This window comes from Luteibacter sp. HAY1-4A (genome assembly GCF_056755355.1).
This window is the reverse complement of the sequence record NZ_JBNDHZ010000004.1, coordinates 35,145-61,106: the sequence shown is the minus strand read 5'-3', so window position 1 is coordinate 61,106 and position 25,962 is coordinate 35,145. Positions and strand designations below refer to the sequence as shown.

Sequence of the window (25,962 nt, the reverse complement as noted above, 5' to 3'; positions counted from 1 at the left end):
CGGGCCACGCGTCCGTCGCACGGATTGCACCATCGGTTCACGCCCTTCCCGGCGTACTGCGCGCACCGCAGACACCGAGCAACCACCGTGAACGTACGTGCCCCTCTCATCCTGCTGTTCGCCTTTGCCATGACGGCGCCGGCGTTCGCGCAGGACACCTCGAAAGTCGACGACACCGGCATCAACAAGCGCGACCGTCACGCCGAGAGCCTGACTCCCATGGACCAGCCGAACAACGCGGAGGACATCCGCGTGGCCGCCGCCGTGCGCAAGGCGCTCGTGGCGGACAGCTCGCTGTCCACATCGGCGCAGAACGTGAAGCTGGTAGCCGCCAAAGGCACCGTCACGCTGCGCGGACCCGTGCAGACGGAAGCCGAGAAGTCGCGTGTGGAGGCGATCGCGAAAGGCGTCGCCGGCGTGACCTCCGTGCAGAACCAGCTCGACATCGCCCATTAATCAACGGGAGTCCCCATGAAAGCCTCCGTCTATTGCACCACCCGCACCGTGGAACAGGCCGAGCACATCGTGCTCGAACTCAAGCAGGCCGGTTTCATCAGCGACGATATCTCGGCCCTGCTTCCGGACCGTCGCGGCACCCGCGACTTCGCCCATGAACACCACACCAAGGCGCCGGAAGGCGCGACCACCGGCGGCGTGGTCGGGCTGGGCCTTGGCGCCGGACTCGGCTGGCTCGCCGGCATCGGCGCGTTGGCCATTCCAGGCGTCGGTCCTTTCATCGCGGCCGGTCCCATCATGGCCGCGCTCGGCGGCGCCGCGGTCGGCACCGCCACCGGCGGCATCGTCGGGGCACTGGTCGGCATGGGTATCCCCGAGTTCGAAGCCAAGCGCTACGACGCCAAGGTGCGCGAAGGCGGCATCCTCATCTCGGTGCACACCGAAAGCGGCAACCAGCGTGACGCGGCCAAGGAGATCTTCCGCCGCAACAACGCCGACGACATCTCCACGGGCTCGGAAGCCAGAGTGCCGTGATATCCACAGGTGCTGTGGAAAGCACTTGGACAACCATGTGGATAAGTGCCCCGCCGCCTTTTGCGGCGGGCACTTGCGTTGCATTGGTCACAAGCTGCTCAAGGAGGAATCGCCGGTGCCTGGCGGCGCCTTTTCTCAAATGCTGAACGAGACACCGTGTCACAATGGTCGTTCCACCGGTTCCAAGTAGCGCGATGAACTCGTCCGGCAAATATGATTTCAGGCAGTTCCAGGAGGAGCTTGCCGCCCTCGATCGCCAGGCCGCGGAAAGCAAGCCCGCCGCCAGGGCTCCTGTTCCTGCGCCCACGCCCACGCCCGCCGCACCGAAGCGCCGCGGCCGGCCCCCCAAGGTCGATCCCCTGGCAGGCGCCCGCGCCGAGTTCGAGGCGCTGCGCCTGCGGCATGGACTCACCGTGGCCGATGTCGTGTCGTGGTTCCCGGCCGAGGAAGGCATCGCCTATCTGCAGAACCTGATCGCCGCCAGCGAACCGAAACCCCGGCGCCGCCGCAAGGCCAAGACGCCCGCGGACGACGGCACCACACCGGAAAGCTGAGCGGGCGGATGACGCCCCGCTCCGGGTCTGCTATCTAGGGGCCATGAGCCCAGCCAAAGCGCCGAGCATCGCGGCCGCCCTCGCCTCATCCGCGGTCAGCGAATGCCGCAAGGCGATCCGTTCCCTTTCCAACACGAAAGACCGCCATCGCGGCATCCACGAGACGCGCAAGGCCATCCGCCGGCTGAAAAGCCTGCTCGTGCTGGCGGAGGAGCCCTTCGCCGACGCCATGCCTGCGATCAAGGCCACGCTCGCCGAACTGGCCGAGAGTCTTTCCACGCTGCGCGACGCCTACGTCGCGCTGCATACCGCGCGCACGCTTGCCGGACCGCGACCGTCGCCCGCCTGGCGGCACGCGCTCGAGAAACTGGAACATCGCAGCGAAGGACGGCTGGCCGCGGCGTTGCACGACGACCCCGGTTTCCTGAAACGCCGCCGAAAATTGCGCGAACTGGCAGCCACGCTGGAGGCACTGCCATGGCGAACACTCCGTGAGCGGACGATCGACGACGCGCTCGCACGTTCCGAGCGGCGGCTGGCAAAGGCACAGAAGCGAGCGAAGAGAACCGCCAATCCGGCGGCGTTGCACGACTGGCGAAGGAAGGCGCGACGCCTGCGCATGCAGCTCGAACTCGGGCGCCGGATCCAGAAGGCGCGCGGAAAGGCAGGCCACCGTCATGCGCAAGGCCGGAAAGAACGCGCCCACGAACTGTCGCGCCTCTCCGACGCACTCGGCACGAAACAGGACCTGCGTGCCCTGCGCGCCACGCTTCGTTCGCTCCGCGAGCCCGAGGCCATGGCTCCTCTTCTGGCGGAGATCGGGCAGGAACTGAAGAAGCATCGCAAGAACCTGCACCCGGCGTAGGCGCCGCTACGGCGGCGAGACCCGCATTGGAAGTCCAGACGTCCATACGCAAACGCATGGCATGAGCCGGCAACTGCGCTACGCTCGTCGTCCCCCACCCGGAGTTGCCTCATGTTCCCGAAGCGCCTGATCGTCGTCGCCGTGTGCTGCATCGCCACCGTGCCCGCCTATGCCGCCGACGCGGCGAGTTCCGACGGCTTCACGCCGCTCTTCGATGGCAAGACCCTGGCCGGCTGGCATTCCTTCGGCCAGAAGGGTGTGGGCAAGGACTGGAGCGTGGAGGACGGCAGCATCGAGTTGCACCGCGACCTCAAGGCGCCGCGGGAAGATTTCGCCGACCTCGTCACCGACAAGGAATACGAGAACTTCGACCTGAAGCTCGAATGGAAGATGACCCCCTGCGCCGATGCCGGCATCATCTTCAATGTGCAGGAAACCCCGAAATACCGGGAAACCTGGGAGACCGGCCCGGAGATGCAGATCGCCGACCTGGTGTGCACCAAGCCGGACAGCTACACGCTCTACGAACGCTCGGGCGATCTCTTCGACCTCATTTCCGCTCCCGTCGAGAACGTGAAAGAGTACGGGAACTGGAACGCCATCGAGATCATCGTGGACCACGGCCACATGCAGTTCTTCCAGAATGGCAAGAAGACCGTCGACACCACCATGTGGACGCCGGAGTGGAACGCCCTCGTCGCCAAGACCAAGTTCGCGAAGATGCCGGACTATGCCCGCTTCCATAAGGGCCGCATCGCCCTCCAGGGCGGCGAGGACAAGGGCATCGAGCCGATCCGGATTTCCTTCCGGAACATCCGGATCAAGGAACTTTAAGAGCTGACTTGTGGGAGCCGGCTATGCCGGCGATCCCGCGGTAGCGGGCAAGCTTGCAGCAAGCACCCATCGCCGCTGAAGCGGCTCCCACAGTGCACTCGTGGATAGTCAAGGTTTCTCCAGATTCCGGTCGCTGCACTGGCTCTTCTTCGTGAGCACGGGGTTGCACCGTACCGCCACGCCCGAGGGGAAGCCCACGGCGTAACCGGCGGAAGACGGCTCACCCGCCGGGTAGTCCGTGCTCACGAGTTGCGCGCCGCTGCCGAGGACGACGTCGCGCCGCGTCCCGTCGTTCTTCAGGCCCTGGCCCTGGGCCGGGTCGTCGGTGCGGGCACGCACGATGTAGCCGCGGTTCACCAGCGCGTCGATGTCCTTCGCCGAGCACTCGTTGCACTCGGTGAACGCGGCATCCTCCGCTCCCGACGTGGCGTTGGTGAAGATCAGGCGCCCACGCAGGGCGGGATGGCCATCGGTGTATACCGGCTCCATCTTTCGCTGGTCGAGCAGGAACACGATCTTGCCGCGCGCCTGGTCCACCGTCGGCCATCCGCCGGAACGCACCGCCTCGTCGAGCGTGGCGTGCTGGCCACGCACGTCGTCGGGCGTCACCATTTCATTGCGTGAAAAGACCGAGGCGATCTCCGCGTCGAGCGCATCGAACACCGCCGGGGTGAACGGTTCGGGCGTCACCGTCGGAATCTTCGCCTGCAACGGTTCCTGCTTCGTCTCCACGAGCACGAACAGCGGCGCGTGGCGCGGGTGCGCCTTCGACCATGCGCGGAGTTCCTCCAGGCAGGCCGTGAACGGCTGGCAGGTGCTGCGCTGGTCGACACCCTGGATGTGCATGACCTTGAAGCCCGGCTTTTCCCAGGTTCCCGGGGCCGCGGTGGGCGGATCGGCCGGCAGGCCGTTGAGCGCGATCATGCGGTCGATCACCGGGTCGAGGTACAGCCCGCCCTTCGCGTCGGAGAAGACGTCCAGTTCCACTTGGCGTACTCCGTCATCGAGCTGCTTCGTAAGCGAGGGATGGCTGTAATCGATCGCGGCGAACTGCTGCGCCGCTTCTTTCATCATTACCCGGCGCGCGCTGGGAGCGAAGCCCGCGTGGTAGCTGTTATGCGTACCGATGACCTGGATCTGGTTGATCCTGACGTTATCCGCGGCGAGCAAGGGCGCGGAGACGACCAGGAACGAGGCTGCGGCCATGCACAGCGAGTACGAGCGAAGAATCGACATGGACAAGTCTCTCGAATGGGTCAGTGGGACTGGCGCTGGCAGAGCACGAAGCCTTCGTCGGACAACGACGGCGGCGGCGTGGCCGTGCCCCAGTTCGAAGGCTTCGGACCCATCACAAGGTCCAGCGTGCCGCCATGGGCGATCTCGCCGTGGCGGAACCAGGCGGTGTCCAGGGGTTTGCCGTTGAGCGTCGCCGACTGCACGTAGCGGTTCGTGTCGTCCGCCGTGAAGTTCTCCGCATGGATGCGGAAGGCCTTGCCGCCACCCAGGTCGATCGTCGAGTCGCCGAACGATGGTGTGCCGATGAGGTACACGTCCTGCCCCGCGTTTGGATAGAACCCCATGGACTGGAACGCATACCAGCTGGACATTGCGCCGGAATCGTCGTTACCCGGAATGCCGCCGCGATCCGAGCCGAAGGCGCGGCGCAGGAAGGTGATCACGCGATCGGACGTGCGGTCCGGACGACCGGCCCAGAGGTACAGGTCAGGGATGAGGAAGCCGGGCTCGTTGGAGATGTCGAAATGCAGGTTGTCGAAGGTCGTGTCCAGGCGTTTCACGAAGGCCTCGTTACCGCCGGACTTCGCGATGAGCTGGCGCACATCCTGTGGCGCGTAGAGCGAATACGTCCACAGGTCGGCTTCATAGTAGAAGTCCGGCCAGGTGCCGCGACGGACGAGATATTGCGGCGCCCAGCTGCCGTCCGCGTTGCGCGGGCGGAGGAAGCCCGTGACGCCCTCGTGAGTGTCCGTGGCATCCCAGAGGTTCGCCCAGTTGCCCGCCTGCTTCGTGTAGCGCCGGGCTTCGTCGGCGTGGCCGAGGCCGCAGGCCACTTCGGCGATCGCGAAATCGTCGTACGCATATTCCACGGTGCGCGAGCCCGCGCGCTCGGTCGGCTGGGCGATATAGCCAAGGCGGTTATACGTATCCAGTCCGCCGCGCCCTTCCCTGCGCGGGTTCTCCGGCGCCACGTTCGCATCCTTCTGCATCGCCTTGAACGCGGTGGCGTAGTCGATGCCGGTGAGGCCCTTCACATATGCATCGGCCACCAGCACATTGGCATTGCTGCCACCCTGCGTGCGGCCGTTGTCGTTGCCCACGCGAGCATCCGGCATGTAGCCGGCATGGCGGAAGGTATCGACCAGCGAGCGGACGATGTCGCGCTGCACGTCCGGCGCGATCAGCGTCAGCAGCGGCCCCTGGCTGCGGAAGGTGTCCCAGATGGCCTGGAAGTCGTCGTAATACGGCTCGGTCGACTTCCACTTCGGGTTTTCGCCCGTGTGGTTCGAAGGCATCATCATCGTGTGGTACAGCGCCGTGTAGAAGATGCGCCGGCGCTCGTCGTCCGCGCCGCTCACCTCGATCCGTCCCAGCGCCTTGTTCCACGCGGCGACGGCGGCCTGGTGCACGCCGTCGAAATTCCAGCCCTTGATCTCGTTCACCGCATTGGCGTGTGCCTGCGCCTGGCTGACGAAGGAGATGCCGACCTTCGCCTGCACGACCTGCCCGGCCTTCACCTGGTAATCGAGCGCCGCACCGATAGGCATGTCGTCGGGCGCGTGCGCCGAAGGCGCCGCACCAAGTTCCTTGCCGAGCCACGTACGCGCGCCGGACGACGGCGTATCGACGATGAGGTCTACATACACGTCGTACTCGCCGCCTTCGTTCCAGCCGCCGATGTAGCGCCCCATACCGGCGATTTCCGTCGGCGACACCACACGCACGTCGCCGCCCAGGAACTGCTGGGTCTCCTCGCCCTTGCCCTTGAAGAGGAGGTCCAGGTCGAGCGTCACGTGCGCCTCGCCGTCCCTGGCGAAGGTATAGCGATGCATGCCGGTACGACGGGTGGCGGTCAGCTCGGCCTTCACCCCGTAACGCGGAAGCTCGACCGCGTAGTAACCCGGGCTCGCCGTTTCGCCGGCGCGCGGCGAGTGGAAATCCGCGGGCTCGAGCGGCCCCGTGCTGGCGGCCACGCGGATGTTGTCGTACTTGCCGCCACCACCACTCAGGTGCAGGTGGGAAAAGCCGCGGATCTCCCCGACGCTCTGGAAGCCCTTCCGCTGGCCATAGCCGTGCAGGTCGGGTCCGAGCTTGACCATGCCGAACGGTACGGTCGCGCCGGCGAAGATGTCGCCGAACCAGTCGGTGCCGATGAAGGGATCGACGTCACCGACGTGATCGGTAGCCATGGCGGCGGGTGCCGCCATGGCGAGGGAGGCGATGGCGACGGCGAGGACGCGTCGCACCATGAAACCGGGAGTTCGCATCAAGAGGACCTCAGAACGTATAGGTCAGCTGCGCGGTGTAGTTGCGCGCCGCCAGGTAATAGTACGTGGGGTTTTTGGCCGCACCGTTGCCCTGGATCGGCGTGCGGTGGTCGAACAGGTTATTGGTCGACAATTGCAGCCTGAGGTCAGGCGTGAAGCGGTAGCCGATGTTGAAGTTGGTGTAGTTGTAGGTCGGCAGCTTCGTGTTCGGGTTGTAGTTCTCGGCGCCCGTCTCGCCCACGCCAGTGAAGCGCGTACCCACGTACTTGACCAGGAAGGAGCCGTAGAGCGGGCCGCTGTCGTAGATGAAGCCCATGTCGGCCGTGGATTCCGGTGCATTGGAGATCTGGCGGTGGGTGGCCTTCGAGTACGCGGTGTTGATGCTCCCGTTGGCGGTGAAGCTGAAGCCCGAGTCGCCGAGGATGTGGGTGAACTCGCCTTCCACACCCTTGTAGATCACGCCGCCCTGGTTAGTGAACACGCTCACCAGCGAGCCGCCCGGGCCGATCGGCTCGTCGATGCTGGTCACGAGGTTGGCGAAGTCGATGTAGTACACGTCGAGGTCGGCCACCGTCGTGGGCGTCTTCCACACCACACCGGCCTGATAGTTCTTCGTCTGCTGGGGATCGACGTGCCCGCCGTTGCCCTGCAGGATGTTCACCTTCGGCGCCTGGAAGCCCTCGGCGTACTGGCCATACACGGCCAGCCCCGGCGTGATGCGGTAATTGGCGGCCAGCGCGGCCAGCGTGGTGGCGAAATGCCCCGCGCCACCCACAGGGAGGAAGTTGGACACGCCGTCCAGCGTGCGGTCGAACACGATCTGCTTCACGCCGGGCACGATGCTGAGGTTATCGATCGGGCGCCACTCCACCTCGAAGTAGCTCTGTGTCGTATTGGTGTGCTGGTTGGTATCGATGATGTTCGCGTTGGGCGTGCCGGCGAGTACGTGCGGTGTCATCGTGGAAAGATCCACGGTCACCTGGTCCTGCACCTGGTAGGTGCGCTCGGCCCAGATGCCGGCGCGCAAGGTGCTGTCCAGCCAGCCGCTGCCCACGTCCTTCTCCACCGTCAGCATGTCGCCGGCGGCGCGGTAACGGCTGTGGTTGATCGCACCGGGCACGCCGCCGTTCGGGAGCAGCGCCTTGTTCGGCGTGTTGCCGAGCAGGTCGACGCCGCCGGGACCGCTGTCGCGCAGTCCATAGGTATAGAACTTGTTGTCGAAGCGCCAGCTGTCGTAATCGCCGTGCAGTTGGAGGTATTCGAAGTCGGCGTGACGGTCGTCGATGTTGTAGTCGAAGTAACCCTGCGATGACGGATCGCGGTTCAGTCCGCCGAACTCGAGGCCGAAGCGGTCGGTCTGCTTCTTCGGCTGCGCAGTGAACGTGTTCCACTTCACCTTGTTGTAGTCGGCCACGAGGGTCAAGGTGGTGCGGTCGCCCAAGGGCTGCTTCACCTTGAACAGCACGTTGTCCTGGCGGAACCCCGCGTTGTCGATCAGTCCGTCGGACTCCAGGTGGCTGTAGTTCACCGACGCCTGCGTGCCAATCTTGTTCATGGTGCCGGTATTGCCTTCGCCGGCCACCTGCCACGTCGCGCCGCTGCCGTACATGGTGGACAGCTGTCCCGACGGCTTGTCGGTCGTCGGCGCCGAATAAAGCGCCACGGTGCCGCCGAAGGTCGCGTTGCCCAGGTTGCTGGCCGTGCCGGGACCGCGGTCCACCACCACCTTACCCAGGGACGGGCCGGGAAAGAACGCCGTGGTGGCGTGACCGAACGCACCGGGATCCCCGAACGGGATGCCGTCGAAGGTCACGTCGTACTCGCCGTCCTGGAAGCCACGCACCGTGGCGCTCTTGCTCGAAAGCCCCGCGCCGTTCGGCGATGCGTTCACCGCCGAAGGCGTGAGCTCCAGCAGCGCCAGGTAGTCGGCTTTCGGGGTGGCGATCGTCTGGATGTAGCTGCGGCTGAGCACGGACTGCGGTTCGATTTCGAAGAGGCTGCCCTGCGAAGGGGCCAGCGCGGCAGCCGTGCCGGGCGGCGCAAGGTTCGGGTCGTCGACCGATGCGGAGACCGCCACCCCTTGCAGGTTGGTGGTCCGGGTCGTGTTCTCCTCGGCGAGGGCGCCGGTGGCTGCGGCAAGGGCGGTGAGGCCAAGGCCAAGTCGTACTGCGTGACGCATCGTGGGCAAACTCCTGCTTTTTCAGGCGCGAGGCGGCCTGACGGCCGGCTCAAGGAGCCCGAATGGACGGTGTCGGGTTGTGGGGAGGGGGCTGGCTAAAAACAGTAGTGAACGCTACTGTTCATCTGTGACAACCACTTGACGAGGACACCGCATGAAACGCGTCACGCCCGGGAAGGCGTCCGGCAAACGATCCGCCATCCCCCTGGGAACGAAGCAGCAGCCCGTGCAGCAACGCTCCGTGGAAACGTTCGAACTGATCCTCGAGGTCACGGCGAGACTGCTTGGCGACGTCGGCGTCGAGCGTCTGTCCACCAACCTCATCTGCGAGGAGGCCGGGCTGTCGCCCCCTGCCCTGTACCGGTACTTCCCGAACAAGTACGCGATCATCAAGGAACTGGGCGAGCGCCTGATGAAGCGCCAGAACGAGGCGTACCGGGCGTGGCTGGAGAAGGAGAAGCAGCTCGATTACGACGGGTCACGCGACGCATCCATCCGCGGCTTGCGCGACATGCAGGCCGCCATCAACGCCGCGACGCTCGCTTTCCCGGGTGCGGTGTGGATCATGCGCGCGCTTCGCGCCGTGCCCACGCTTCGGCATATCCGCCTCGACTCGCATGACGACGTCGCCGAAACCACCTTCCAGGGCCTGCGCGACCGCTATCCGCATGCCGACGAAAACGCCTTGCGCATCGCCATGCGCCTGTCCACGGAAGTGATGTACGCCGCGACGGAAATGGTGGTCGACAACCCGCAGATGGACGGCGACCGGATCAACACCGAAGTGGCCGAGATGGTCGTGCGCTACTACGACAAATTCGTCGAAGGCGAGGCCCGCTACACGCGCGCCTGATGCTGCGATGCAAAATGTCCTTCGTTGTCAGCAACGCCGAATATGCGTATCGATTTTCGCGCGCAGTGCGTCACATTTCGCCATTTGCCCAATAGACAACGTTGTCATCGAAGCCTAAACCGGAGTCGCTTTCGCAGTCGATCGACGAAGCAGGGACGCTTGCCCATCACACTCGAACTGGAGGCGCTCATGCTCATCAAGACATCCCTCGGGCTGGCCACCGCCCTCGCCTTTTCCCTCGTGGTACCCGTACACGAGGCGCACGCCGCAGACACCTGCGCGGCGGCGTGGGAGGCGAGCAAGGTCTATACGGCCGGCAACACGGCCAGCGAGAACGGCGTGAACTACGTGGCCAACTGGTGGACCCAGGGCAACGACCCGGCCACGAACAACGGCGGCAGCGGATCCGGCCAGCCCTGGACGTCGCAGGGTTCGTGTACGGGCGGCGACACGCCACCCGATAACCCACCAGACAACCCGCCCGACAATCCGCCCCCCACTTCGGGCGACCTGTTGTTCAGTCCGTACAAGGACATCACCATCAACCTCGACTGGAACACCAACATCATGTCGACCATGGTGACCGGCACCCGCCTTCCCGTGGTGGGAAGCGGCAGCCTGGTGTCCACGCAGGTGCCCAATCTCGGCGCGATCACGCTCGCTTTCGCCACGGGCGAATGCGGCAGCGAGAACTGGGGCGGGGTTCCCGCGGCGGCGTTCGCCAGTGCCAACATCTCGCGGCTGAACAACGCCGGGGTGAACTACGTCGTTTCCACCGGCGGCCAGGCCGGCGTCTTCACCTGCGGCAGCGCCACAGGCATGGCGAACTTCCTCTCGCGCTACATGGGGCCGCACATGGTCGGCGTCGATTTCGACATCGAGGGCGGCCAGTCGCCTGCGCAACTCAATGCGTTGGTGAGCAATGCCGTATACGCCGAGAGCCTGTACCCCAACCTGCGCTTCTCGTTCACCCTGGCCACGCTGGCCGCATCGGACGGCAGCTACGGCGGTGTGAATGCCACCGGCGACGCCGTGGTGCGGGCCGTGAAGGCATCGGGCCTGAAGAACTACACCATCAACCTCATGACGATGGACTATGGCAGCGCCGGTCCCGGCATCTGCGTGGTGAAGAACGGCAGCTGCGACATGGGACAGTCCGCCGTCCAGGCGGTGAAGAACCTGCAGCACACCTATGGCATTCCACTGACCAAGATCGAGATCACGCCCATGATCGGCGTCAACGATGTCGCCAGCGAGACCTTCACCATCGCCGACATCGACACCGTCACCAGCTATGCCGCCACGAACAAGCTCGCGGGCGTGCATTTCTGGTCGCTGGACCGTGACAACCCCTGCGGCGGCGGCTTCGCCTCGCCCACCTGCAACTCGGTGCCGAGCACGACCGTGCTGCAGTACACGAAGCGGTTCCTGAGCAACCTGGGCAAATAAACGGAGGAACTCCTGTGGGAGCCGCTTCAGCGGCGATAGGATGCTCACGGCAAGCCCGTCCGCTGCCGCGGCATCGCCGCCGAAGCGACTCCCACGGAGCGCGGTTTCACAAAACTGCCATGATCGGCGCCTAGGCTCGTCGCACGAACCTGGAGCCACCGTGCCGACCGAGACGCCGCAGAGCTGGGCGCGCCTTCTGGCAGACAAAAGCCCTACGCTTGCCAACTACTTCCTTCGCCGCGTCGCCCACCGCTGGGATGCACAGGATCTCGTACAGGAGGTCTACCTGCGCCTGCTCAGGACTGGCCAGGAAGGTGCGTCCGAAGTGAGGAACCCCGAAGCCTATCTCTTCACCGTGGCCGCCAACCTGGTGAAGGAACATGCGCAGATGCGGTCCCGTGCGCCGGTGAGCAGCGAGGGACTGGAAGAGGTCATCGAACGCCTTTCCACGCCATGCGATGCCGCCCTCGCAATAGACCGCGAGTTGCGGCGAAAGCGCCTTGGCACGTTGATCGGACGGCTTTCCCCGAAATGCCGCGCCGTGCTGGTGCTTCACTATCGCGACGACCTCTCGTACCGGCAGATCGCCGACGAGCTCTCCATTTCACCCAACATGGTGAAGAAATACATCGTCAAGGGACTGGCCGCGTGCCGGCAAGGATTGCTTCGCTATGAATAACCGAAAGCGGCTCACCGAAGAAGCAGCCGATTGGTACCTGACCCTGCGCGATGCGGCGGACGACGCACCAACGCATGAGCGCTTCGCCGGCTGGCTGCGCCGATCGCCGCAGCACGTGGCCGAATACCTCGCCATTGCGCAGTTGCATGGCGACCTGCGTGCCGCCACCGCGATGGACGCTACCGCGCGCGACGCGCTGCGCGAGCTGGCGGCCAACGAACCCAGCGTAGTGCCTCTGCACGCCGCATCCGAACGGAGAGAACGTCCAGCGTCGCGCCGTGGCGGGCGGCGGCCGGCTCTGCGCGTCGGCGCCATTGCGGCGACGGTCGTGCTCGCGGCTTCCGTCGCCTTCCTCGTCGCATGGCCCGGAACGAAGGCGCCGCCCGTACGATATACCGCGGATGGCGGCGACATCCGCACGGTCACGCTCCCCGACGACACCCGGCTGCAATTGGCACCAGACAGCGCCGTGGATGTGGCGTTCGACGACCGATCGCGCCGCATCGCACTGCTGACGGGAAATGCCTCGTTCGATATCGGCAAGGACGAGCAACGTCCGATGACCGTGGAGGCGGGCAACCAGCGGATCGAAGATATCGGCACCGTATTCAACGTAAGCCGCGGCGCGGACACCACGGAAGTTTCGGTGGTAAGTGGTCACGTGGCCGTCTTCGACGCGGCATCGCCGTGGTTCGATCGCGCACGCCGCCTTGCCGGTGATGGCTCGCGGCCCAGGCGCATCGTGGAACTCGCCGGCGGCGACAGCGCCGCGATCTCGACCGATGGCAGGCTCGTGTCCCGCGCCCATGTCGAAGCCACTACCGCGGCCTGGCTTCCCGAAGAACTCCGGTTCCATGACGAAACCGTGGCCGAGGTAGCCCGGCGCTTCAACGCATACACGCCGCGGCCGCTGACCATCGAGGACCCGAAGCTGGCGGCCAAGCGCATCAGTGGCGTTTTCCACGCGCGGGATGCGGCGGCGTTCGTGAGCTACCTGGGCAGTCTTCCCGGCGTGGCGGTGATCCACGATGCGGAACATATTCGCTTCGTGGCGGCCCGCGACGGAAAGCGGCTGTAAGAAAAAATTCACCGAACTCGCGGTACCCGATTTGCCGCGCGGGGACTCTTCAGATGGTGTCGGACGGAACATCGCCGTCCCCAAGCCCACCATCCAAGGAAGTCGTCCATGCGTCACCCCCTCGCGTTCCACATCGCGCTGGCCCTGGCGGCCGGCGCCTCGTTCTCCGCCGTCGCGGCTCCCGCTTCCACAGCCGCCATCGCCGCCATGCCGCTTGCCCAGGCGCTGGACCAGTTCGCCAGGGATACCGGCTGGCAAGTGGTGTACGACGCCGGCGTGCCCGCCGGTGCAAGGAGCGCGGCAGCCCCGGCAGGGCTTTCCGCGGAACGGCAATTGGCCGCCCTCCTTCGCGGTACCGACCGGACCTACCGTTTCGTCACGCCGACCACAGTGCAGATCGTCCCGGGAAACGTCCACGCCGGCCGGGCCGCCGCCGACACCGCGCTGCCGCCCATCGACACCCGTGACCCGGCGAGCGACCTCGCTCCCGTGAGCGTCCACGCCAACGCCGTGGATACCTTGGCACCCAGCGCGCCACCGCTGGACGCCACGCAGCCGACCTCCGTGATCGACGAGCGCTTCATCCGCGACGGCCTGCGCTTCAACGCCAATTTCGACGACATCATCAAGTACGCGCCCAGCATCACCGTCACCTCGCCGGAAGGCCCCGGCCTCGGCAAGAACGAAGGCATCAGCCTGCGCGGCTTCCAGGATGGCCAGTTCAACATCACCTTCGACGGCATCCCGTTCGGCGACGCGAGCGACCTCCACCACACGACCTCCGCCTATTTCAACAACCACGTGCTGGGCCAGGCCGAGATCGACCGCGGCCCGGGTGGCGGCAGCACCATCGGCAACGCCACCTTCGGCGGCACCATCGCACTGCGGTCGCGCGATCCGTCCGACGAGCCCGGCATCACGCCCTATCTCACCGTTGGCAGCTGGAACACGCGCGCGGGTGGTGTGGCGGCCGACGAGTCGATAGGCCGTACACGCATCTTCGCGGACGTTTCCAAGGAATCGAGCGACACGTACCTGAAGGGCACCGACGACAAGCGCGACCATGTTTTCGTGAAGACGATCAGCCAACTCGGCGACGCCACCACCCTCACCTTCGTCACCAGCTACAACCGCGAGCACCAGAACACCGTGCAGGGCTCGACCCGGGACGAGATCGACCGCTTCGGCTGGCGTTTCGGACTGGGCGACGACCCCGGCGTGCAGAACTACAAGGGCGCCAACAACGCGGCCTATTATTCCAGCTTCAATTACCTGGGCCTCGCCACCACGCTTGCCGGTTGGGAGCTCGACGACAAGGTGTATTACAACAGTTTCGACCATTGGGCCCGCAAGGCGGCCGATGCGTCGGATATCGACCCCGCGCACAACGGCGTGACCTTCTACAACGCCAAGGGCAAGAAGGTCTCGACTGCCCCCGCCGATATACCGGGCAAGCTCTCCGACTCCGGCTTCCATGCGTTCGGCAATGTGCTTCGCCTGGGCCACGACCTCGGCCCCGGCACCTTCCTCACCGGTATCTGGCTCGAGCGCAGCCTGGACGCGCGCTACCAGTACCCTCTGGACCTGACCACGGGCGAGAAGACCGGCACGAAGTACGGCCCCATGGAAAACTATGTGCTCAGTGACCGGACGGATACCGTGCAGCCCTATGTGCAATACGATTGGAAAGCCACCGACGACATCACCGTGAGTCCTGGCGTGCGCTATTCCGAAGTGACGCGCAGCATCGACGCGCCGCTCAACAAGGTGTCGCCGCCCGTGCCGCTGGACGCAGAGGCGACCTATCGTGCCACCCTGCCTTCGATCAGCGTCCACGACCGCCTGAGCGATTCCTGGAGCGCATATGCGCAAGCCGCCAAGGGCTTCCTCGCGCCGCCCATCGATGTGATCCAGGTGAACGGATCGCGCGGACTGTCGCCGGAAACCACGCGCAACTACCAGCTCGGTACGGCCTACGCCGCCCGTGAGCTCACCTTCGGCGCCGATGTGTACTACATCGACTTCTCGAACTACATCTCCGAAACCGAAGTCGCCACCGACAATGGCAAGGAGAACACGTTCGTCAATGGCGGAGGCGCGATCTACAAAGGCGCGGAGTTCGAAGCCACCTGGGCGCTGACCCACGCCCTCAGCCTCTACGGCAACGCCAGCTACAACAAGGCCACCTATAAGGGCGGCGACGTGCAGATTGCGGGGACGCCGAAGGTCACGGCCGCTATGGGCCTCCTGTACAGCGGCGATGACGGCTATTTCGGTTCGCTGATGGGCAAGTTCCTCGGCCATCAGTACGGTGTCGACAACACCACCGACGACGACGGCAACCTGGTGTTCCGCAATGACGAGCGCATCGCCGGGTATTTTTCCGTGGACGCCGCCGCGGGCTATCGTACCGACAAGGGGCCGGCAGGCACGAAGGGTTTCTCGATCAGCGTCGACGTGAACAACCTCTTCAACGTGCACAAGTTCACGGGCTATGCGGGAACGCAGGCGGTGAGCGGCGATCCGCTGTACTTCGGCCTGCCTGGCCGCGGCATATTCCTCGACCTGTCGGTGAAGCTGTGAAGATTCTCCCTTCCCTTCTCGTCGCCACCTTTGCCCTCCTGTCCTCGGCGGCCTATGCTGAGGATGAGGTGAGGCTCGAGGTGGTTCTCATGCGCCACGGCGTCCGTTCACCAACGAAGCCGTCGGCGAACTATGCGGACTATGCGAACGCCGCCTGGCCGGATTGGCCCGTCGCGCCCGGCATGCTCACGCCGCACGGGAGGGAGGGCATGACGGGGATCGGCGCCCGCCTGCGCGACCAATTCACCGCCGACGGCCTCCTCGGCGACACCTGCCCCGACGCCGCGACGTTCGTCGTCATAGGTGACAGCACGCCCCGCAACCGCGAAAGCAGCGAAGCCCTCCTCAAGGGGCTTACCCCTGGTTGCACCACGGGCTACAAGGCCACCGAGGGCTCATCGAACAACCCGCTTTTCCACTACCGCGAATCCGAAGACGACACATCCTCCGCAGAAGCGCGCCCTGTGCGCGACAGCATCCCGCAACCGCCTTCAGCCCTGGCGGAACTCCAATCCACCCTCCTCGGCTGCATTCCTGCCACCTGCTCCACCATCGCCAAACGCGACGGAAAACGCCTCCTCCCCGCCGACCCCGAAAAGGCGATGAAACTCGCAGGCACCCTGAGCGAAAACCTCATGCTCGCCTTCGCCCAAGGCATGGTCATGGAGAATGTCGCCTTCGGCCGCGGCGGCGTCGACCTGCTCGGTCGCCTCATCACCCTGCACAACGAGCAGTTCGCGGCGACGAAGAAGGCCATGCCCGCCGCCGCACAGGCCAGCTCCAACCTCGTCGCCCACATCGCCGCCACGCTCGGTCTGGCTCCCGCCAAGCCCGCCGGCGTCGAATCGCTCTTCGCATCGCGCAAGGGCGTCGTCGTCCTGGTAGGCCACGACACGAACCTGGCCAACGTCGCCGGCGTCCTCGGTCTCGACTGGCACGACCCCAGGCGCCCTGACGACTACCCGCCAGGCGGCGCGCTCCTGTTCTCGCTGACCAACCACGATGGACAAAGCGTGGTCCGCATACGCAGCCTGATGCCATCGATGCTTGAACTTCGCATCAATCGCTATTCCGACATGAAAGCGCTGCCGGTGCGGATAGCCGGTTGCCGCGCTATCGGCGAGTGCACGGCAGCGGAGTTCAAGGCCATCGTCGACCGGGCCCTGGACACAACGCGCGTCGAGGCGACACTACCAGCCCTGAAAGCAACGCACTAATTTGCGGCAAGGCCATTCGCGAGCCTTACGGCGCAAAGATAAAGAACACGAACCACGCGAACACCAGAAGGTGCACCGCGCCTTGAAGCAAATGCGTGCGTGGGCTCGAGAACGTCACCACGGAAAGGAAAAGGGTCAGCACGAACAGGACGAGGTCGGTACCCCCGAGCGCCAGTTCCACCGGATGGTCGGTGACACGGCCGATGATCAGGATGGCGGGAATGGTAAGGCCGATCGTCGACAACACCGAGCCCAGCAATACGTTCACGGATCGCTGCAGTTCGTTGCGACCCGCAGCCCGGATGGCGCCCAATCCTTCCGGAAGCGCCACGAGCATGGCCATGGCCAGCCCGCCGAGCAACGCGGGAGCGCCCATCGTTTCCACCACGTAGTCCACCGGCACGGCCAGCTTGTCCACGAGGAAGACCACCGGGACCATGTACGCGACGAGGAAGAACGCGGCTACTTTCGGCCCCCTGCCGGCCGTGCGCTCGGGCCGCTCCTGGTAAGGGGCCGGCCCGGTCGCCACGAAGTAGCCGCGCAAGGCACGCGTCTGGAGGAACAGGAAGGTGGCGTACAGGCCCAGCGCGGACAGCGCCAGGAACAACTGCTGAGACAACTGGAGGTGCGATTGCAACGGGTCGCGTGCGAACCCGGGCATTACCATGCCGAGCACGCCCAGCGGGATGATCAGGCCCAGGTAGGCGTTCGCGCCCTGCAGGTTGTAAGTCTGCTCGCGGTGTCTCAGACCGCCCAGCAGCAGGGCCAGTCCAAGCATGCCGTTCAACACGATCATGGTCACCGAAAAGAGCGTGTCGCGCGCCAAGGTGGGGTTGTTCGCACCGTGAAGCATCACCGCAGCGATGCTCATGATCTCGATCGACGTGACCGCCAGGGTGAGGATCAGCGTGCCGCGCGGCTCGCCCAGGTGGTGGGCAAGGTGTTCGGCATGGCGAACCACCGCCACCGCCGAACCGAGGATGACGAAGAACAACCAGGCGAAAACGGCGGCCAGGCGCGCCGGCGACTCCATGCCGGCAAGGAGCGTCCGGGGGGCGACAAGGAAGACTGCGCAGGTAACCAGGCTCACGAGAAGGAACCGCTCGCCGTGCCACGATGCCATGCCTGCCTCCCCGACCCGGTTGACCAGTCCGATCCTAACATTCCCGCCGCCAGGGTAAGCCGCTACTAGCCGGCAGCCCCCTCCGTACTGCGACAATCGTCCGCGCGCCAAAGTGTCGCGCCGGCATGTCCGGCGCCCGCAGCGGCCTAGACTGTGCGCAAGACGGAGAAACCCATGCACGTTCCCGACACGGCGCTACTCCTGGCACGCTGGCAGTTCGCCTTCACGGTGTCATTCCACATTATCTTTCCCGCCATAAGCATCGGCCTGGCCAGCTACCTGGCGGTGCTCGAAGGCCTGTGGCTGAAGACGGGAAAGGTCGTCTACAAGGAATTGTTCTTCTTCTGGTCGAAGGTCTTCGCGGTCGGCTTCGCCATGGGGGTCGTTTCCGGCGTGGTGATGAGCTACCAGTTCGGTACGAACTGGTCGGGCTTCTCCACGGTGGCGGGCTCGGTGACCGGGCCCCTGCTGACCTACGAGGTGCTGACGGCATTCTTCCTGGAGGCCGGCTTCCTCGGCATCATGCTTTTCGGTTGGACCAAGGTGGGCCCGCGTGCCCACTTCGTCGCCACGCTGATGGTCGCCATCGGCACCCTCATTTCCACGTTCTGGATCCTTTCGTCCAACAGCTGGATGCAGACGCCGCAGGGACATGCGCTGGTCGACGGCAGGATCGTTCCCGTGGACTGGTTCAAGATCGTCTTCAATCCGTCGTTCCCCTATCGCCTTGTGCACATGGCATTGGCGGCGTTCATCGTCGCCGCCCTGCTCGTCGGCGCCACCGCCGCATGGCACCTGCTGCGCGGGCGGAAGGATCCGGCCATCCGCAAGTCGTTCTCGATGGCGTTGTGGATGCTGTTGCTGGTAGTGCCGATACAAGTTGCGGTGGGCGATGCCCACGGCCTGAATACGCGTGAGTACCAGCCTGCCAAGATCGCGGCCATCGAAGGCATCTGGGAAACCGAAAAAGGCGGCACGTCGCTCAACCTCGTCGGCTGGCCCGACATGGAGGCCGAGACCACGCGCTACGCCTTGCAGGTACCGCACCTGGGCAGCGTCATCCTCACGCATAGCTGGGATGGCGAGATCCAGGGGCTGAAGTCCTTCGCGCCCGAAGACCGGCCCAATTCGACCATCGTGTTCTGGAGCTTCCGCATCATGGTGGGCATGGGCCTCCTCATGCTGCTGCTGGCCCTCCTCGGGCTCGCACTGCGGCGGCGTGGGCGGCTCTACGAAACACGCTGGTTCCAGCGCTTCGCGCTATGCATGGGGCCGACGGGCCTCATCGCGCTGCTCGCGGGCTGGGTCACCACCGAAGCCGGGCGCCAGCCATGGGTGGTGTACGGGGTGCTGCGTACACGGGATGCCGTCTCGGCGCTCACCGTGCAACAGGTGGGCACCTCGCTCATGATCTTCGTGATGGTGTATTTCCTCGTCTTCGGCACAGGCATCTACTACATGCTGAAGCTCATGGCGAAGGGGCCCGACCTCCCCCGCGACGAGGCGGACGAAGAGGCGGCCGACACCGGCCGCGGCAGGGAACGCTTCGACCATCGCCCGCTTTCGCGGCCCACCGACCCCATCGACGAGTGACAAGCCAATGACCATCGACCTGCCAGTCATCTGGGCGGCCATCATCGGCTTCGGCGTCTTCCTTTACGTGGCGCTGGACGGATTCGATCTCGGCATCGGCCTGATCTTCCCCTTCTTCGACCGCGAAGGCGAACGCCAGGTCATGCTCAACACCGTCGCACCGGTGTGGGACGGGAACGAGACATGGATGGTGCTCGGCGGCGCCTCACTCTACGCCGTCTTCCCGCTTGCCTATTCCATCCTGCTGCCCGCTACCTACCTGCCCATCGTGGCCATGCTGTGCGGGCTGATCTTCCGTGGTGTGGCGTTCGAGATCCGGGCGAAGGCGCGGCGCACGCAGCACCTCTGGGACCTGGCCTTCATCGCCGGCTCCGGGGTCGCCACGTTCGCGCAGGGCGTGATCCTCGGTACCCTCCTGCAAGGCATCGAGGTACGTGACGGCAAGTTCGCGGGCGGGCCTTTCGACTGGTTCACCCCGTTCAATCTCTTCGCGGGCATCGGCCTGACGGTAACCTACGCCACGCTCGGTTGCGGCTGGCTGCTGATGAAGACGGAAGGCGAACTGCGCCGTCGCATGGGCGTGCTGATGCGTCCGCTGACGCTCGTGCTGGGCGTGACGATCGGCGTCGTCAGCCTGTGGACGGTGCTGGGCCAGCAAGCCGTCGCGACGCGCTGGTTCACGGTTCCGAACCTGTTCTACTTCCTGCCGGTTCCGGTGCTCGTCCTGGCGTGTCTCGTGGGCATCCTCAGGGCCCTGCGCCGCGGTGCCGACCGCACGCCGTTCCTGCTGACCCTGGGCATCCTTTTCCTCGGTTACACGGGCCTGATCATCAGCATCTTCCCCAACATCGTGCCGCCGTCGCTGGACATCTGGACGGCCTCCGCGCCTCGCTCCAGCCAGCTGTTCACGCTGGTGGGCGCGGCCATCGTGGTTCCCATCATCCTGGTGTACACGGCCATGGCCTACTGGGTGTTCCGGGGGAAGGTGCGCGCCGACGATCCGGGGTACCACTGATGCATGCGCGCAGCCGTTGGCGGCAGGCCGCCTGGTTCGTTGCGCTCTATGTGGGCGGCGTCGTGGCCGTGGGCCTGATAGCGCTGCTCTTTCGTCTCCTTGTGCCGCGCTGAGCGGGAAGCACGCTTCCCGCCAGTGTTCATGCCGACACGTCGCCAGCGACGAAGCCCAGGAAACTCGCCGTACCTTCCAACGCCGTCGAGGCCAGGGAGGCGGTGCCTGCGGATTGCAGGAGGTCGAGCGTCGCGCGCCGGTGCGACACGATGTGCCATGCCTGGGGCTGTTGCTCCCCGGCACCCGTTGTCGCAGCCTCCAGGGCAGCAAGCAACCTTGCGTTCTCCGGTGCGTGGATCACCACGCCCTCGTTCGACAACCCGCTCGACAGGATGCCCAGGATCGCGCAAAGGCGCGCCTTGACCTCGGCATCGCGCGCGTCGGCTTCGCGCATGCCCACGATGGCACCCGCCACCTCGGGGTCGCGCCAGTTGCCGTCGTCCGACTGGAGCACTTCCACGCTCTGCCATGCCTCCGGCGGACACAGCTTCGCCTCGCGATCCAACGCGAAGAACGGATTCACTTCGGCGGGATACACACGGCAGGCGCGCGGCCGCCGCTCGTAGATGCCGCAACGCATGTCGGGTTGCAGGTTCGGACAGGCGCCTTCGAACACGGCCATCAACGACACGATGATGCGCACGGGAAGCTGCCCGCTGGTGGCGGCGAAGGAACGGCGGCGCTTGTACCAGGCCAGGTGATTGTCCGACGGCGGTTCCTCGGGCCATGGAATGGCCTCGCAGAACAGTTGCACGTTGCCCCCGTCGCGCAACCACGCCATGGCCTCGTCGACACCGATGGGCAGGCGCAGCCCGTGGCAGCAGCGGCCACACATGGTGCATGAAAAATGGATGGTCATCGGGGCCCCTGGGCTGGTTACGTCCGGCGAACGGCAGTCTGCCCAAACCATTCGTCGCGGCCGGTGCAAAGGTTACATCGGCGCCCGCGCAAGTTCTCGCGCACGGCGCATCAGAGCCTTACCTTGCCGCCGTAACCCACAAGCTCGAGGTACCCGCGTCCACCGGGCACCCGCACTGCACCCTCCCAATAGACGGGGCCTCCGGAGGACGTGGTGTCCAGTTCCTGGTCGTCCATCAGCGGCTGCACGACATAGCGTTTCGTTCCGGCCGGCGTGGCGATCCGGATGGTCGTTTCCACCGGATAGGCCGCGCTCGTGCGCGGAGAGCGCCACACTCGCCGGGTTTCGAAGGCGACGTCCTCCGGCCGCAGGATAGACAGCGAGCCATCCGCCTTGCGGACGCTTCCACCCGCCCACACCGGATGCCCATCCGCATCGCGTACCCGGAAGACGGTGACGGCGCTGCCGTCGTCCATGTTGAGTCCCGCCCAGTCCCAGCCCACGGAACGCGGATTGAGCAGGCTGGACGACCACTCGCGGTCGAGCCACGCGGTGCCCTTCACGGTTTCGATGTCCGCACCGCGCATCAGCCGGCCTTCGACCGACAGGTGCGGCACGCTGAAGTAGGCGCTGGCTTCGCCCTCACCCGGCCCCTTCCGGCTATATCCGCGATCGCCCTGCAAGAGGGGAGCTTGCGTAGGCGTGAGCGTGAGGTCCAGCGTGAAGTCGGCGCCGCCGAAATGCGTGGTGAAGCGCCCATCGCGCTGCCGCACGAGTTGCCAGTCGTCGATCGACACGTTCGTGTCGTTCGTGACCGCTTCCGCCAGCCCGAAGCCTTCGCGTGCCAAGCGCTGAGCGTGATCGAGGTGCCCCTTCGCCGGGTCGGCGAGCGCGGCATGGGCGAGGATGAACTGTCGGGGAGCGAAGCGGCTCGGATTTCCATCGTTGAACGGCATGCGCCGGCGGAAGAAGGTGATCTGGAATCCAACCGGGCCGCTCTTCGTGGCCAGCCAACCCGTGATGTACCACCACTCCAGCCCGTAGGCCGGATGCGCGCCATGGTCGCGCGGCAAGCTCACCGGCGCCTCGTGGGGCACCGGTGGAAAGATCACCCGCTCGCCCGCAAGACCGACGCCCGTCACGAGCAGCAGCACCGACAGCAGCGATCGTGCCCGCATCACCAGTCCTCCCTCACCGCGCGCACCGCATCCGTGGAAAGCACACTGCGGCCGACGGCGAGTGCGACGCCCGCGGTGGCGACGACCAGCGTCGCGACGACACCGCCAAGGAAGGGCCATGGAAGGACCGTGTCCATCGTCCAGTGGAAGGATTGGGGGTTCACCACATGGATGAGCACCTGGCTCATGGCGAGCCCCAGCGCCACACCCGCGATGCCGCCGACACCACCCAACAGCGCGCCTTCGATCAGCAGCATCCGCGCGAGTTCGCCGCGGGTAGCGCCCACATGGCGCAACATGCCGAACTCGCGGATGCGTGCCAGCACCTGCGCGCCGACAGTCGCCGCCACGCCGGCAAGGCCCACACACACCGCGATACCTTCCAGCAGGTACGTGATGAGGAAACTGCGGTCGAACGCCTCCAGCGCCTTACGTCGTATCTCCTGGGGGCGACCGATGGTGTACTCGATCCCTTCCCTGCCGGCGGCCGCACGCAAGCCGGCGACGACGGAATCGCTGTCGGCACCGGGGGCAACGACGACCGATACGGACGTGCGCGTAGCGTCGCCCGTCCAGCGCGTATAGGCGCGCTCATCGACCACGATGGCGCCGTGCTGACGGGCATAGTCGCGCCACACGCCGGCTATCGTGACCTTGGGCGTGCCAGGCAAGGGCAATGTGAGCCGGTCGCCCGGTTTCCAGCCGTAGACGCGGGACGCCGGTTCGGAAATCCATGCGGCCACCGCGTCCGGAGGAACCGGTGCTTCCGGGCCCAGCAGCGAATGCTGTGCGCCCGGTCCGTCCAGCGTGCGCGCAAGGAGCGCCACCGGAGGCCGCCGCTCGTCGAAGCGCAGCGGGGTTTCCTTCAGCACGCCCATCCATGCAATGCCGGGTACGGCGCGCATGCGCGCCTGGGTCGTCGCAGCGAATCCACCCGACGCCGTATCGTTCGCCTGGATGTAGATATCGGCCCGCAGCACGTCACCCAACCACCGGTCTACCGACTCGCGAAAGCTGCTTACCATCACCGCCATCGCCACGGTCAGGGCCGTGGCGGCGAGGATGCCGGCAAGCGCCACGGACGCCTGCGACGGCGCACCCCACAGGCGCGCGATGGCAAGCCGGAACGGCACCGCCTCGGGCGACAGGCCGCGTAACGGCGAGACGAGGGCACGCGCGAGCCAGGGCATGAGGGCGACGCCGCTCGCGAGCAGCATGGCCATCGCCACATAGCCGAAGACCGCGACGCCGCGTACAGCCGGCAGCGCCGAGGCGACGCCCGCACATGCCAGCAAGGCGACGGCCGTCCACGGCCGAACGCGAACACGCGGATCGACGATGTCGCCGGGGTTCTTGATGGCGATGCCCGGTGCCGCGCGCGCCGCCGCGAGCGCCGGCACCATGCTGCCGAACACCGCCGCCGCCGCGCCGAGCAAGGCGAAGATGGCCGCTGCCCACGGGGCAAAAACGAGCTGCGGCGTGCCGCCCGTGAAGTATCCGCCCCCGAGGTCGCCGCCAAGCAGCTTCAGCGCGAGCGATGCCAGGGCCAGGCCCAGGGCGATGCCCGCGCCGGCGCCCACGACGCCGAGCAGGATCGCCTCGGTCAGCACCTGCCCACGTACCTTGCGCGCCTCCATGCCCAGCACCCGCAGCAGCGCGAACTGCGCATTCCTGCGGGCCACCGACAACGACTGCGCCGAATACACGAGAAAACCGCCGGTTAGCAGCGCCACGAGCGCGAGCATGTCGAGGTTGACGCGATAAGCGGCCGAGAGGCTGTCGTTCTGGGCGGCCTCGCCGGCGGTGTCGACCACGATGGCATCCGGCGGCAGCATTGCCGCGATGGCTTGCTTCGTCTTCGCGACATCGACATCGCGCTCGACCCGGATATCCATGCGCTGCAGCCGGCCGAGCATGCCGAATCGCCATTGCACCGCTGCGATGTCCATCACGGCCGACCGGTTTCCCGCAGCGGCAGGCAGCGTACCGGCGATGTCCGCGCGGAACGCATGGCCGTTTGCCTCGACGACGGTCGACTCACCCAACTTGTGTCCCGAGGCAGCGAGCGCGGAAGCGGAGAGGTAAATGGACCGCCCCCTGAGGAAACCTTCGAATCCCGATGACCCACCCATCGTGGTGCCCTGCCCCATGGGTGCCGCGCGGAAAACGTCGATGCCCTCGAGCGAGACCTGGGTTTTCCCGTCGAGGGTCGCGGCGACCGTCACCACCGGCGATACCGCTGTGCCGTGCATGCGCGCCATGCGCGGATACAGCGCTTCATCGAATCCGAAGGCATTCTTCGATCGCACGGTCAGGTCTGCCGCGCCGTCGACCGAGCGCACCGCCTTGTCGAACTCGCCCAGTGCCGAGGCATTGATGAGGTGCACGGCAAAGCCCAGGGCGACACCGAGTGCGATGGCGAGCAACGCCGCCACGACCCGGCCTGGATAGGCTCGCCACTCGCTCCACAGCAGCCAGCGGCGCGCCAGTGGAAGCAGCCGCGGCTCAGCCATGGTCGGCCAGGCCGGCAGGCGAAAGCACGAGCGTGCGATCCGCCACCGCGGCAGCCACGGCGGAATGAGTGACCAGCAGCACTGCGGCGCCGGCGTCGCGCACCTGTTCCACGAACAAGCCGAGCGTGTGCGCGGCCGTGTCGGGGTCCAGGTTACCCGTGGGCTCGTCGGCGAGGATCAACCCCGGGCGGTGAACGAGCGCACGCGCGACAGCCACGCGCTGCAACTCGCCGCCGGAAAGTTCGCGCGGATACGCCTCGTCGCGCCCTCCCAACCCGACCGATGCGAGCATGGTGCTGGCCGCACGCAGCGAGGCCTCCGCCTCGACACCCTGCAACGCCAGAGGCAGTGCCACGTTGTGGGCGAGGTCGAGGTGCGGCAGTACGTGGAATGCCTGGAACACGAACCCGATGCGGTCACGGCGAAGCCGCGTACGTCCGTCGTCATCGAGACTGGCGATATCGGTACCCGCGATATGGACACTGCCGGCATCGGGCGAATCCAGCCCGGCGATCAGGTTCAACAGGGTGGACTTGCCCGCGCCGGACTCGCCCATGATCGCGACGAATTCGCCGGGTGCCAGCGCCAGGTCGATGCCCTCGAACAATGTCCGGCCGCCGGGCACCGTCTTGACGAGACCTTTGACGTTCAGCATCCGGAGTTCCCTGGCATAAAGGACAGCAGTTTACCCCGGCAAATCGAACGGATTCGTGCACGCACGTCCGCGGACGATGCGCGAATACGGACACTTGGGCGCAAGGCCGCGAAGGTGAAGGCCCCGAAGGTATCGGCCCGGCGAGCCGCGACAGGGTTCGCCGGGCCGGGATGTGTCATTGCCGAATG

21 protein-coding genes are annotated in these 25,962 nt (G+C 65.9%); 13 read left to right on the top strand and 8 right to left on the bottom strand.

Annotated elements, in window-relative coordinates; all coding sequences use genetic code 11:
- Nucleotides 1-87: 87 nt before the first annotated feature.
- From ACPYOD_RS02145 to ACPYOD_RS02125, 5 genes are all read left to right on the top strand, one after another.
- A complete protein-coding gene (locus ACPYOD_RS02145; RefSeq protein WP_481300079.1) occupies nucleotides 88-456 on the top strand; it encodes a BON domain-containing protein in 369 nt (122 codons plus the stop codon).
- A 15-nt stretch (nucleotides 457-471) separates the two neighbouring features.
- Entirely contained in the window at nucleotides 472-990 is a 519-nt protein-coding gene (locus tag ACPYOD_RS02140) for a hypothetical protein (RefSeq protein ID WP_481300078.1), read from the top strand.
- Nucleotides 991-1,184: 194 nt separating this feature from the next.
- Nucleotides 1,185-1,544, top strand: a complete 360-nt coding sequence (locus ACPYOD_RS02135; RefSeq protein WP_481300077.1) for a 2-hydroxyacyl-CoA dehydratase — start codon at nucleotides 1,185-1,187, stop codon at nucleotides 1,542-1,544.
- A gap of 43 nt (nucleotides 1,545-1,587) precedes the next feature.
- Nucleotides 1,588-2,409: a CHAD domain-containing protein gene (locus ACPYOD_RS02130; RefSeq protein WP_481300076.1), complete on the top strand. Its 822-nt coding sequence runs from the start codon at nucleotides 1,588-1,590 to the stop codon at nucleotides 2,407-2,409.
- Nucleotides 2,410-2,520: 111 nt separating this feature from the next.
- Nucleotides 2,521-3,243, top strand: a complete 723-nt coding sequence (locus ACPYOD_RS02125; RefSeq protein ID WP_481300075.1) for a 3-keto-disaccharide hydrolase — start codon at nucleotides 2,521-2,523, stop codon at nucleotides 3,241-3,243.
- A 108-nt stretch (nucleotides 3,244-3,351) separates the two neighbouring features.
- Here the strand turns inward: ACPYOD_RS02125 and ACPYOD_RS02120 are convergent, their stop codons facing one another.
- From ACPYOD_RS02120 to ACPYOD_RS02110, 3 genes are read right to left on the bottom strand one after another with little or no spacing between them, the layout of a single operon-like run.
- Nucleotides 3,352-4,479, bottom strand: a complete 1,128-nt coding sequence (locus ACPYOD_RS02120; RefSeq protein WP_481300074.1) for a phosphatidylinositol-specific phospholipase C1-like protein — start codon at nucleotides 4,477-4,479, stop codon at nucleotides 3,352-3,354.
- A gap of 20 nt (nucleotides 4,480-4,499) precedes the next feature.
- Nucleotides 4,500-6,728, bottom strand: a complete 2,229-nt coding sequence (locus ACPYOD_RS02115) for a GH92 family glycosyl hydrolase (RefSeq protein WP_481300073.1) — start codon at nucleotides 6,726-6,728, stop codon at nucleotides 4,500-4,502.
- Between the two features lie 28 nt (nucleotides 6,729-6,756).
- Nucleotides 6,757-8,925, bottom strand: coding sequence for a TonB-dependent receptor (locus ACPYOD_RS02110; RefSeq protein ID WP_481300072.1), 2,169 nt, complete (start codon nucleotides 8,923-8,925; stop codon nucleotides 6,757-6,759).
- 154 nt (nucleotides 8,926-9,079) lie between these two features.
- Between ACPYOD_RS02110 and ACPYOD_RS02105 the strand changes: the two genes are divergently transcribed.
- From ACPYOD_RS02105 to ACPYOD_RS02080, 6 genes are all read left to right on the top strand, one after another.
- On the top strand, nucleotides 9,080-9,778 hold the full coding sequence (locus tag ACPYOD_RS02105) for a TetR/AcrR family transcriptional regulator (RefSeq protein ID WP_481300071.1): 699 nt from the start codon (nucleotides 9,080-9,082) through the stop codon (nucleotides 9,776-9,778).
- A gap of 159 nt (nucleotides 9,779-9,937) precedes the next feature.
- Nucleotides 9,938-11,227 (top strand): carbohydrate-binding protein, encoded by a 1,290-nt coding sequence (locus tag ACPYOD_RS02100; RefSeq protein WP_481300070.1) that lies wholly within the window; start codon nucleotides 9,938-9,940, stop codon nucleotides 11,225-11,227.
- Nucleotides 11,228-11,387: 160 nt separating this feature from the next.
- A complete protein-coding gene (locus ACPYOD_RS02095; RefSeq protein ID WP_481300069.1) occupies nucleotides 11,388-11,906 on the top strand; it encodes an RNA polymerase sigma factor in 519 nt (172 codons plus the stop codon).
- Nucleotides 11,899-12,984 carry a FecR family protein gene (locus ACPYOD_RS02090; protein ID WP_481300068.1) on the top strand — a complete coding sequence of 362 codons (1,086 nt, stop codon included), beginning with the start codon at nucleotides 11,899-11,901 and terminating at the stop codon, nucleotides 12,982-12,984. Before ACPYOD_RS02095 ends, ACPYOD_RS02090 begins: the two co-directional genes overlap by 8 nt.
- Nucleotides 12,985-13,092: 108 nt before the next feature.
- Nucleotides 13,093-15,567 (top strand): TonB-dependent receptor, encoded by a 2,475-nt coding sequence (locus tag ACPYOD_RS02085; RefSeq protein ID WP_481300067.1) that lies wholly within the window; start codon nucleotides 13,093-13,095, stop codon nucleotides 15,565-15,567.
- A gap of 89 nt (nucleotides 15,568-15,656) precedes the next feature.
- Entirely contained in the window at nucleotides 15,657-16,784 is a 1,128-nt protein-coding gene (locus tag ACPYOD_RS02080) for a histidine-type phosphatase (RefSeq protein WP_481300066.1), read from the top strand.
- Nucleotides 16,785-16,809: 25 nt separating this feature from the next.
- On the opposite strand, the gene ACPYOD_RS02075 is transcribed toward ACPYOD_RS02080, so the two are convergent.
- Nucleotides 16,810-17,907: a calcium:cation antiporter gene (locus ACPYOD_RS02075; protein WP_481300065.1), complete on the bottom strand. Its 1,098-nt coding sequence runs from the start codon at nucleotides 17,905-17,907 to the stop codon at nucleotides 16,810-16,812.
- A 174-nt stretch (nucleotides 17,908-18,081) separates the two neighbouring features.
- Between ACPYOD_RS02075 and ACPYOD_RS02070 the strand changes: the two genes are divergently transcribed.
- Together ACPYOD_RS02070 and cydB are read left to right on the top strand one after the other, a co-directional pair.
- Nucleotides 18,082-19,500: a cytochrome ubiquinol oxidase subunit I gene (locus tag ACPYOD_RS02070; protein WP_481300064.1), complete on the top strand. Its 1,419-nt coding sequence runs from the start codon at nucleotides 18,082-18,084 to the stop codon at nucleotides 19,498-19,500.
- Between the two features lie 7 nt (nucleotides 19,501-19,507).
- A complete protein-coding gene (cydB, locus tag ACPYOD_RS02065; RefSeq protein WP_481300063.1) occupies nucleotides 19,508-20,515 on the top strand; it encodes a cytochrome d ubiquinol oxidase subunit II in 1,008 nt (335 codons plus the stop codon).
- A 139-nt stretch (nucleotides 20,516-20,654) separates the two neighbouring features.
- Here the strand turns inward: cydB and ACPYOD_RS02060 are convergent, their stop codons facing one another.
- The 4 genes from ACPYOD_RS02060 to ACPYOD_RS02045 form a co-directional block, all read right to left on the bottom strand.
- Nucleotides 20,655-21,428 carry a YkgJ family cysteine cluster protein gene (locus ACPYOD_RS02060; protein WP_481300062.1) on the bottom strand — a complete coding sequence of 258 codons (774 nt, stop codon included), beginning with the start codon at nucleotides 21,426-21,428 and terminating at the stop codon, nucleotides 20,655-20,657.
- Nucleotides 21,429-21,538: 110 nt separating this feature from the next.
- Complete coding sequence (locus ACPYOD_RS02055; protein WP_481300061.1) at nucleotides 21,539-22,606, bottom strand: lipocalin-like domain-containing protein; 1,068 nt, start codon at nucleotides 22,604-22,606, stop codon at nucleotides 21,539-21,541.
- Complete coding sequence (locus tag ACPYOD_RS02050; RefSeq protein ID WP_481300060.1) at nucleotides 22,606-25,119, bottom strand: FtsX-like permease family protein; 2,514 nt, start codon at nucleotides 25,117-25,119, stop codon at nucleotides 22,606-22,608. Before ACPYOD_RS02050 ends, ACPYOD_RS02055 begins: the two co-directional genes overlap by 1 nt.
- Nucleotides 25,112-25,774, bottom strand: a complete 663-nt coding sequence (locus ACPYOD_RS02045; RefSeq protein WP_481300059.1) for an ABC transporter ATP-binding protein — start codon at nucleotides 25,772-25,774, stop codon at nucleotides 25,112-25,114. The genes ACPYOD_RS02050 and ACPYOD_RS02045 overlap by 8 nt, the downstream gene beginning before the upstream one ends.
- Nucleotides 25,775-25,962 lie beyond the last annotated feature (188 nt).

Coding starts and splice junctions, on each gene's coding strand:
- ACPYOD_RS02130 (WP_481300076.1), top strand. CDS start 1,588: ATGAGCCCAGCCAAAGCGCCGAGCATCGCGGCCGCCCTCGCCTCATCC.
- ACPYOD_RS02085 (WP_481300067.1), top strand. CDS start 13,093: ATGCGTCACCCCCTCGCGTTCCACATCGCGCTGGCCCTGGCGGCCGGC.
- ACPYOD_RS02070 (WP_481300064.1), top strand. CDS start 18,082: ATGCACGTTCCCGACACGGCGCTACTCCTGGCACGCTGGCAGTTCGCC.
- ACPYOD_RS02120 (WP_481300074.1), bottom strand. CDS start 4,479: ATGTCGATTCTTCGCTCGTACTCGCTGTGCATGGCCGCAGCCTCGTTC.
- ACPYOD_RS02110 (WP_481300072.1), bottom strand. CDS start 8,925: ATGCGTCACGCAGTACGACTTGGCCTTGGCCTCACCGCCCTTGCCGCA.
- ACPYOD_RS02125 (WP_481300075.1), top strand. CDS start 2,521: ATGTTCCCGAAGCGCCTGATCGTCGTCGCCGTGTGCTGCATCGCCACC.
- ACPYOD_RS02090 (WP_481300068.1), top strand. CDS start 11,899: ATGAATAACCGAAAGCGGCTCACCGAAGAAGCAGCCGATTGGTACCTG.
- ACPYOD_RS02060 (WP_481300062.1), bottom strand. CDS start 21,428: ATGACCATCCATTTTTCATGCACCATGTGTGGCCGCTGCTGCCACGGG.
- ACPYOD_RS02050 (WP_481300060.1), bottom strand. CDS start 25,119: ATGGCTGAGCCGCGGCTGCTTCCACTGGCGCGCCGCTGGCTGCTGTGG.
- cydB (WP_481300063.1), top strand. CDS start 19,508: ATGACCATCGACCTGCCAGTCATCTGGGCGGCCATCATCGGCTTCGGC.
- ACPYOD_RS02115 (WP_481300073.1), bottom strand. CDS start 6,728: ATGGTGCGACGCGTCCTCGCCGTCGCCATCGCCTCCCTCGCCATGGCG.
- ACPYOD_RS02045 (WP_481300059.1), bottom strand. CDS start 25,774: ATGCTGAACGTCAAAGGTCTCGTCAAGACGGTGCCCGGCGGCCGGACA.
- ACPYOD_RS02075 (WP_481300065.1), bottom strand. CDS start 17,907: ATGGCATCGTGGCACGGCGAGCGGTTCCTTCTCGTGAGCCTGGTTACC.
- ACPYOD_RS02080 (WP_481300066.1), top strand. CDS start 15,657: ATGCGCCACGGCGTCCGTTCACCAACGAAGCCGTCGGCGAACTATGCG.
- ACPYOD_RS02135 (WP_481300077.1), top strand. CDS start 1,185: ATGAACTCGTCCGGCAAATATGATTTCAGGCAGTTCCAGGAGGAGCTT.
- ACPYOD_RS02055 (WP_481300061.1), bottom strand. CDS start 22,606: ATGCGGGCACGATCGCTGCTGTCGGTGCTGCTGCTCGTGACGGGCGTC.
- ACPYOD_RS02140 (WP_481300078.1), top strand. CDS start 472: ATGAAAGCCTCCGTCTATTGCACCACCCGCACCGTGGAACAGGCCGAG.
- ACPYOD_RS02105 (WP_481300071.1), top strand. CDS start 9,080: ATGAAACGCGTCACGCCCGGGAAGGCGTCCGGCAAACGATCCGCCATC.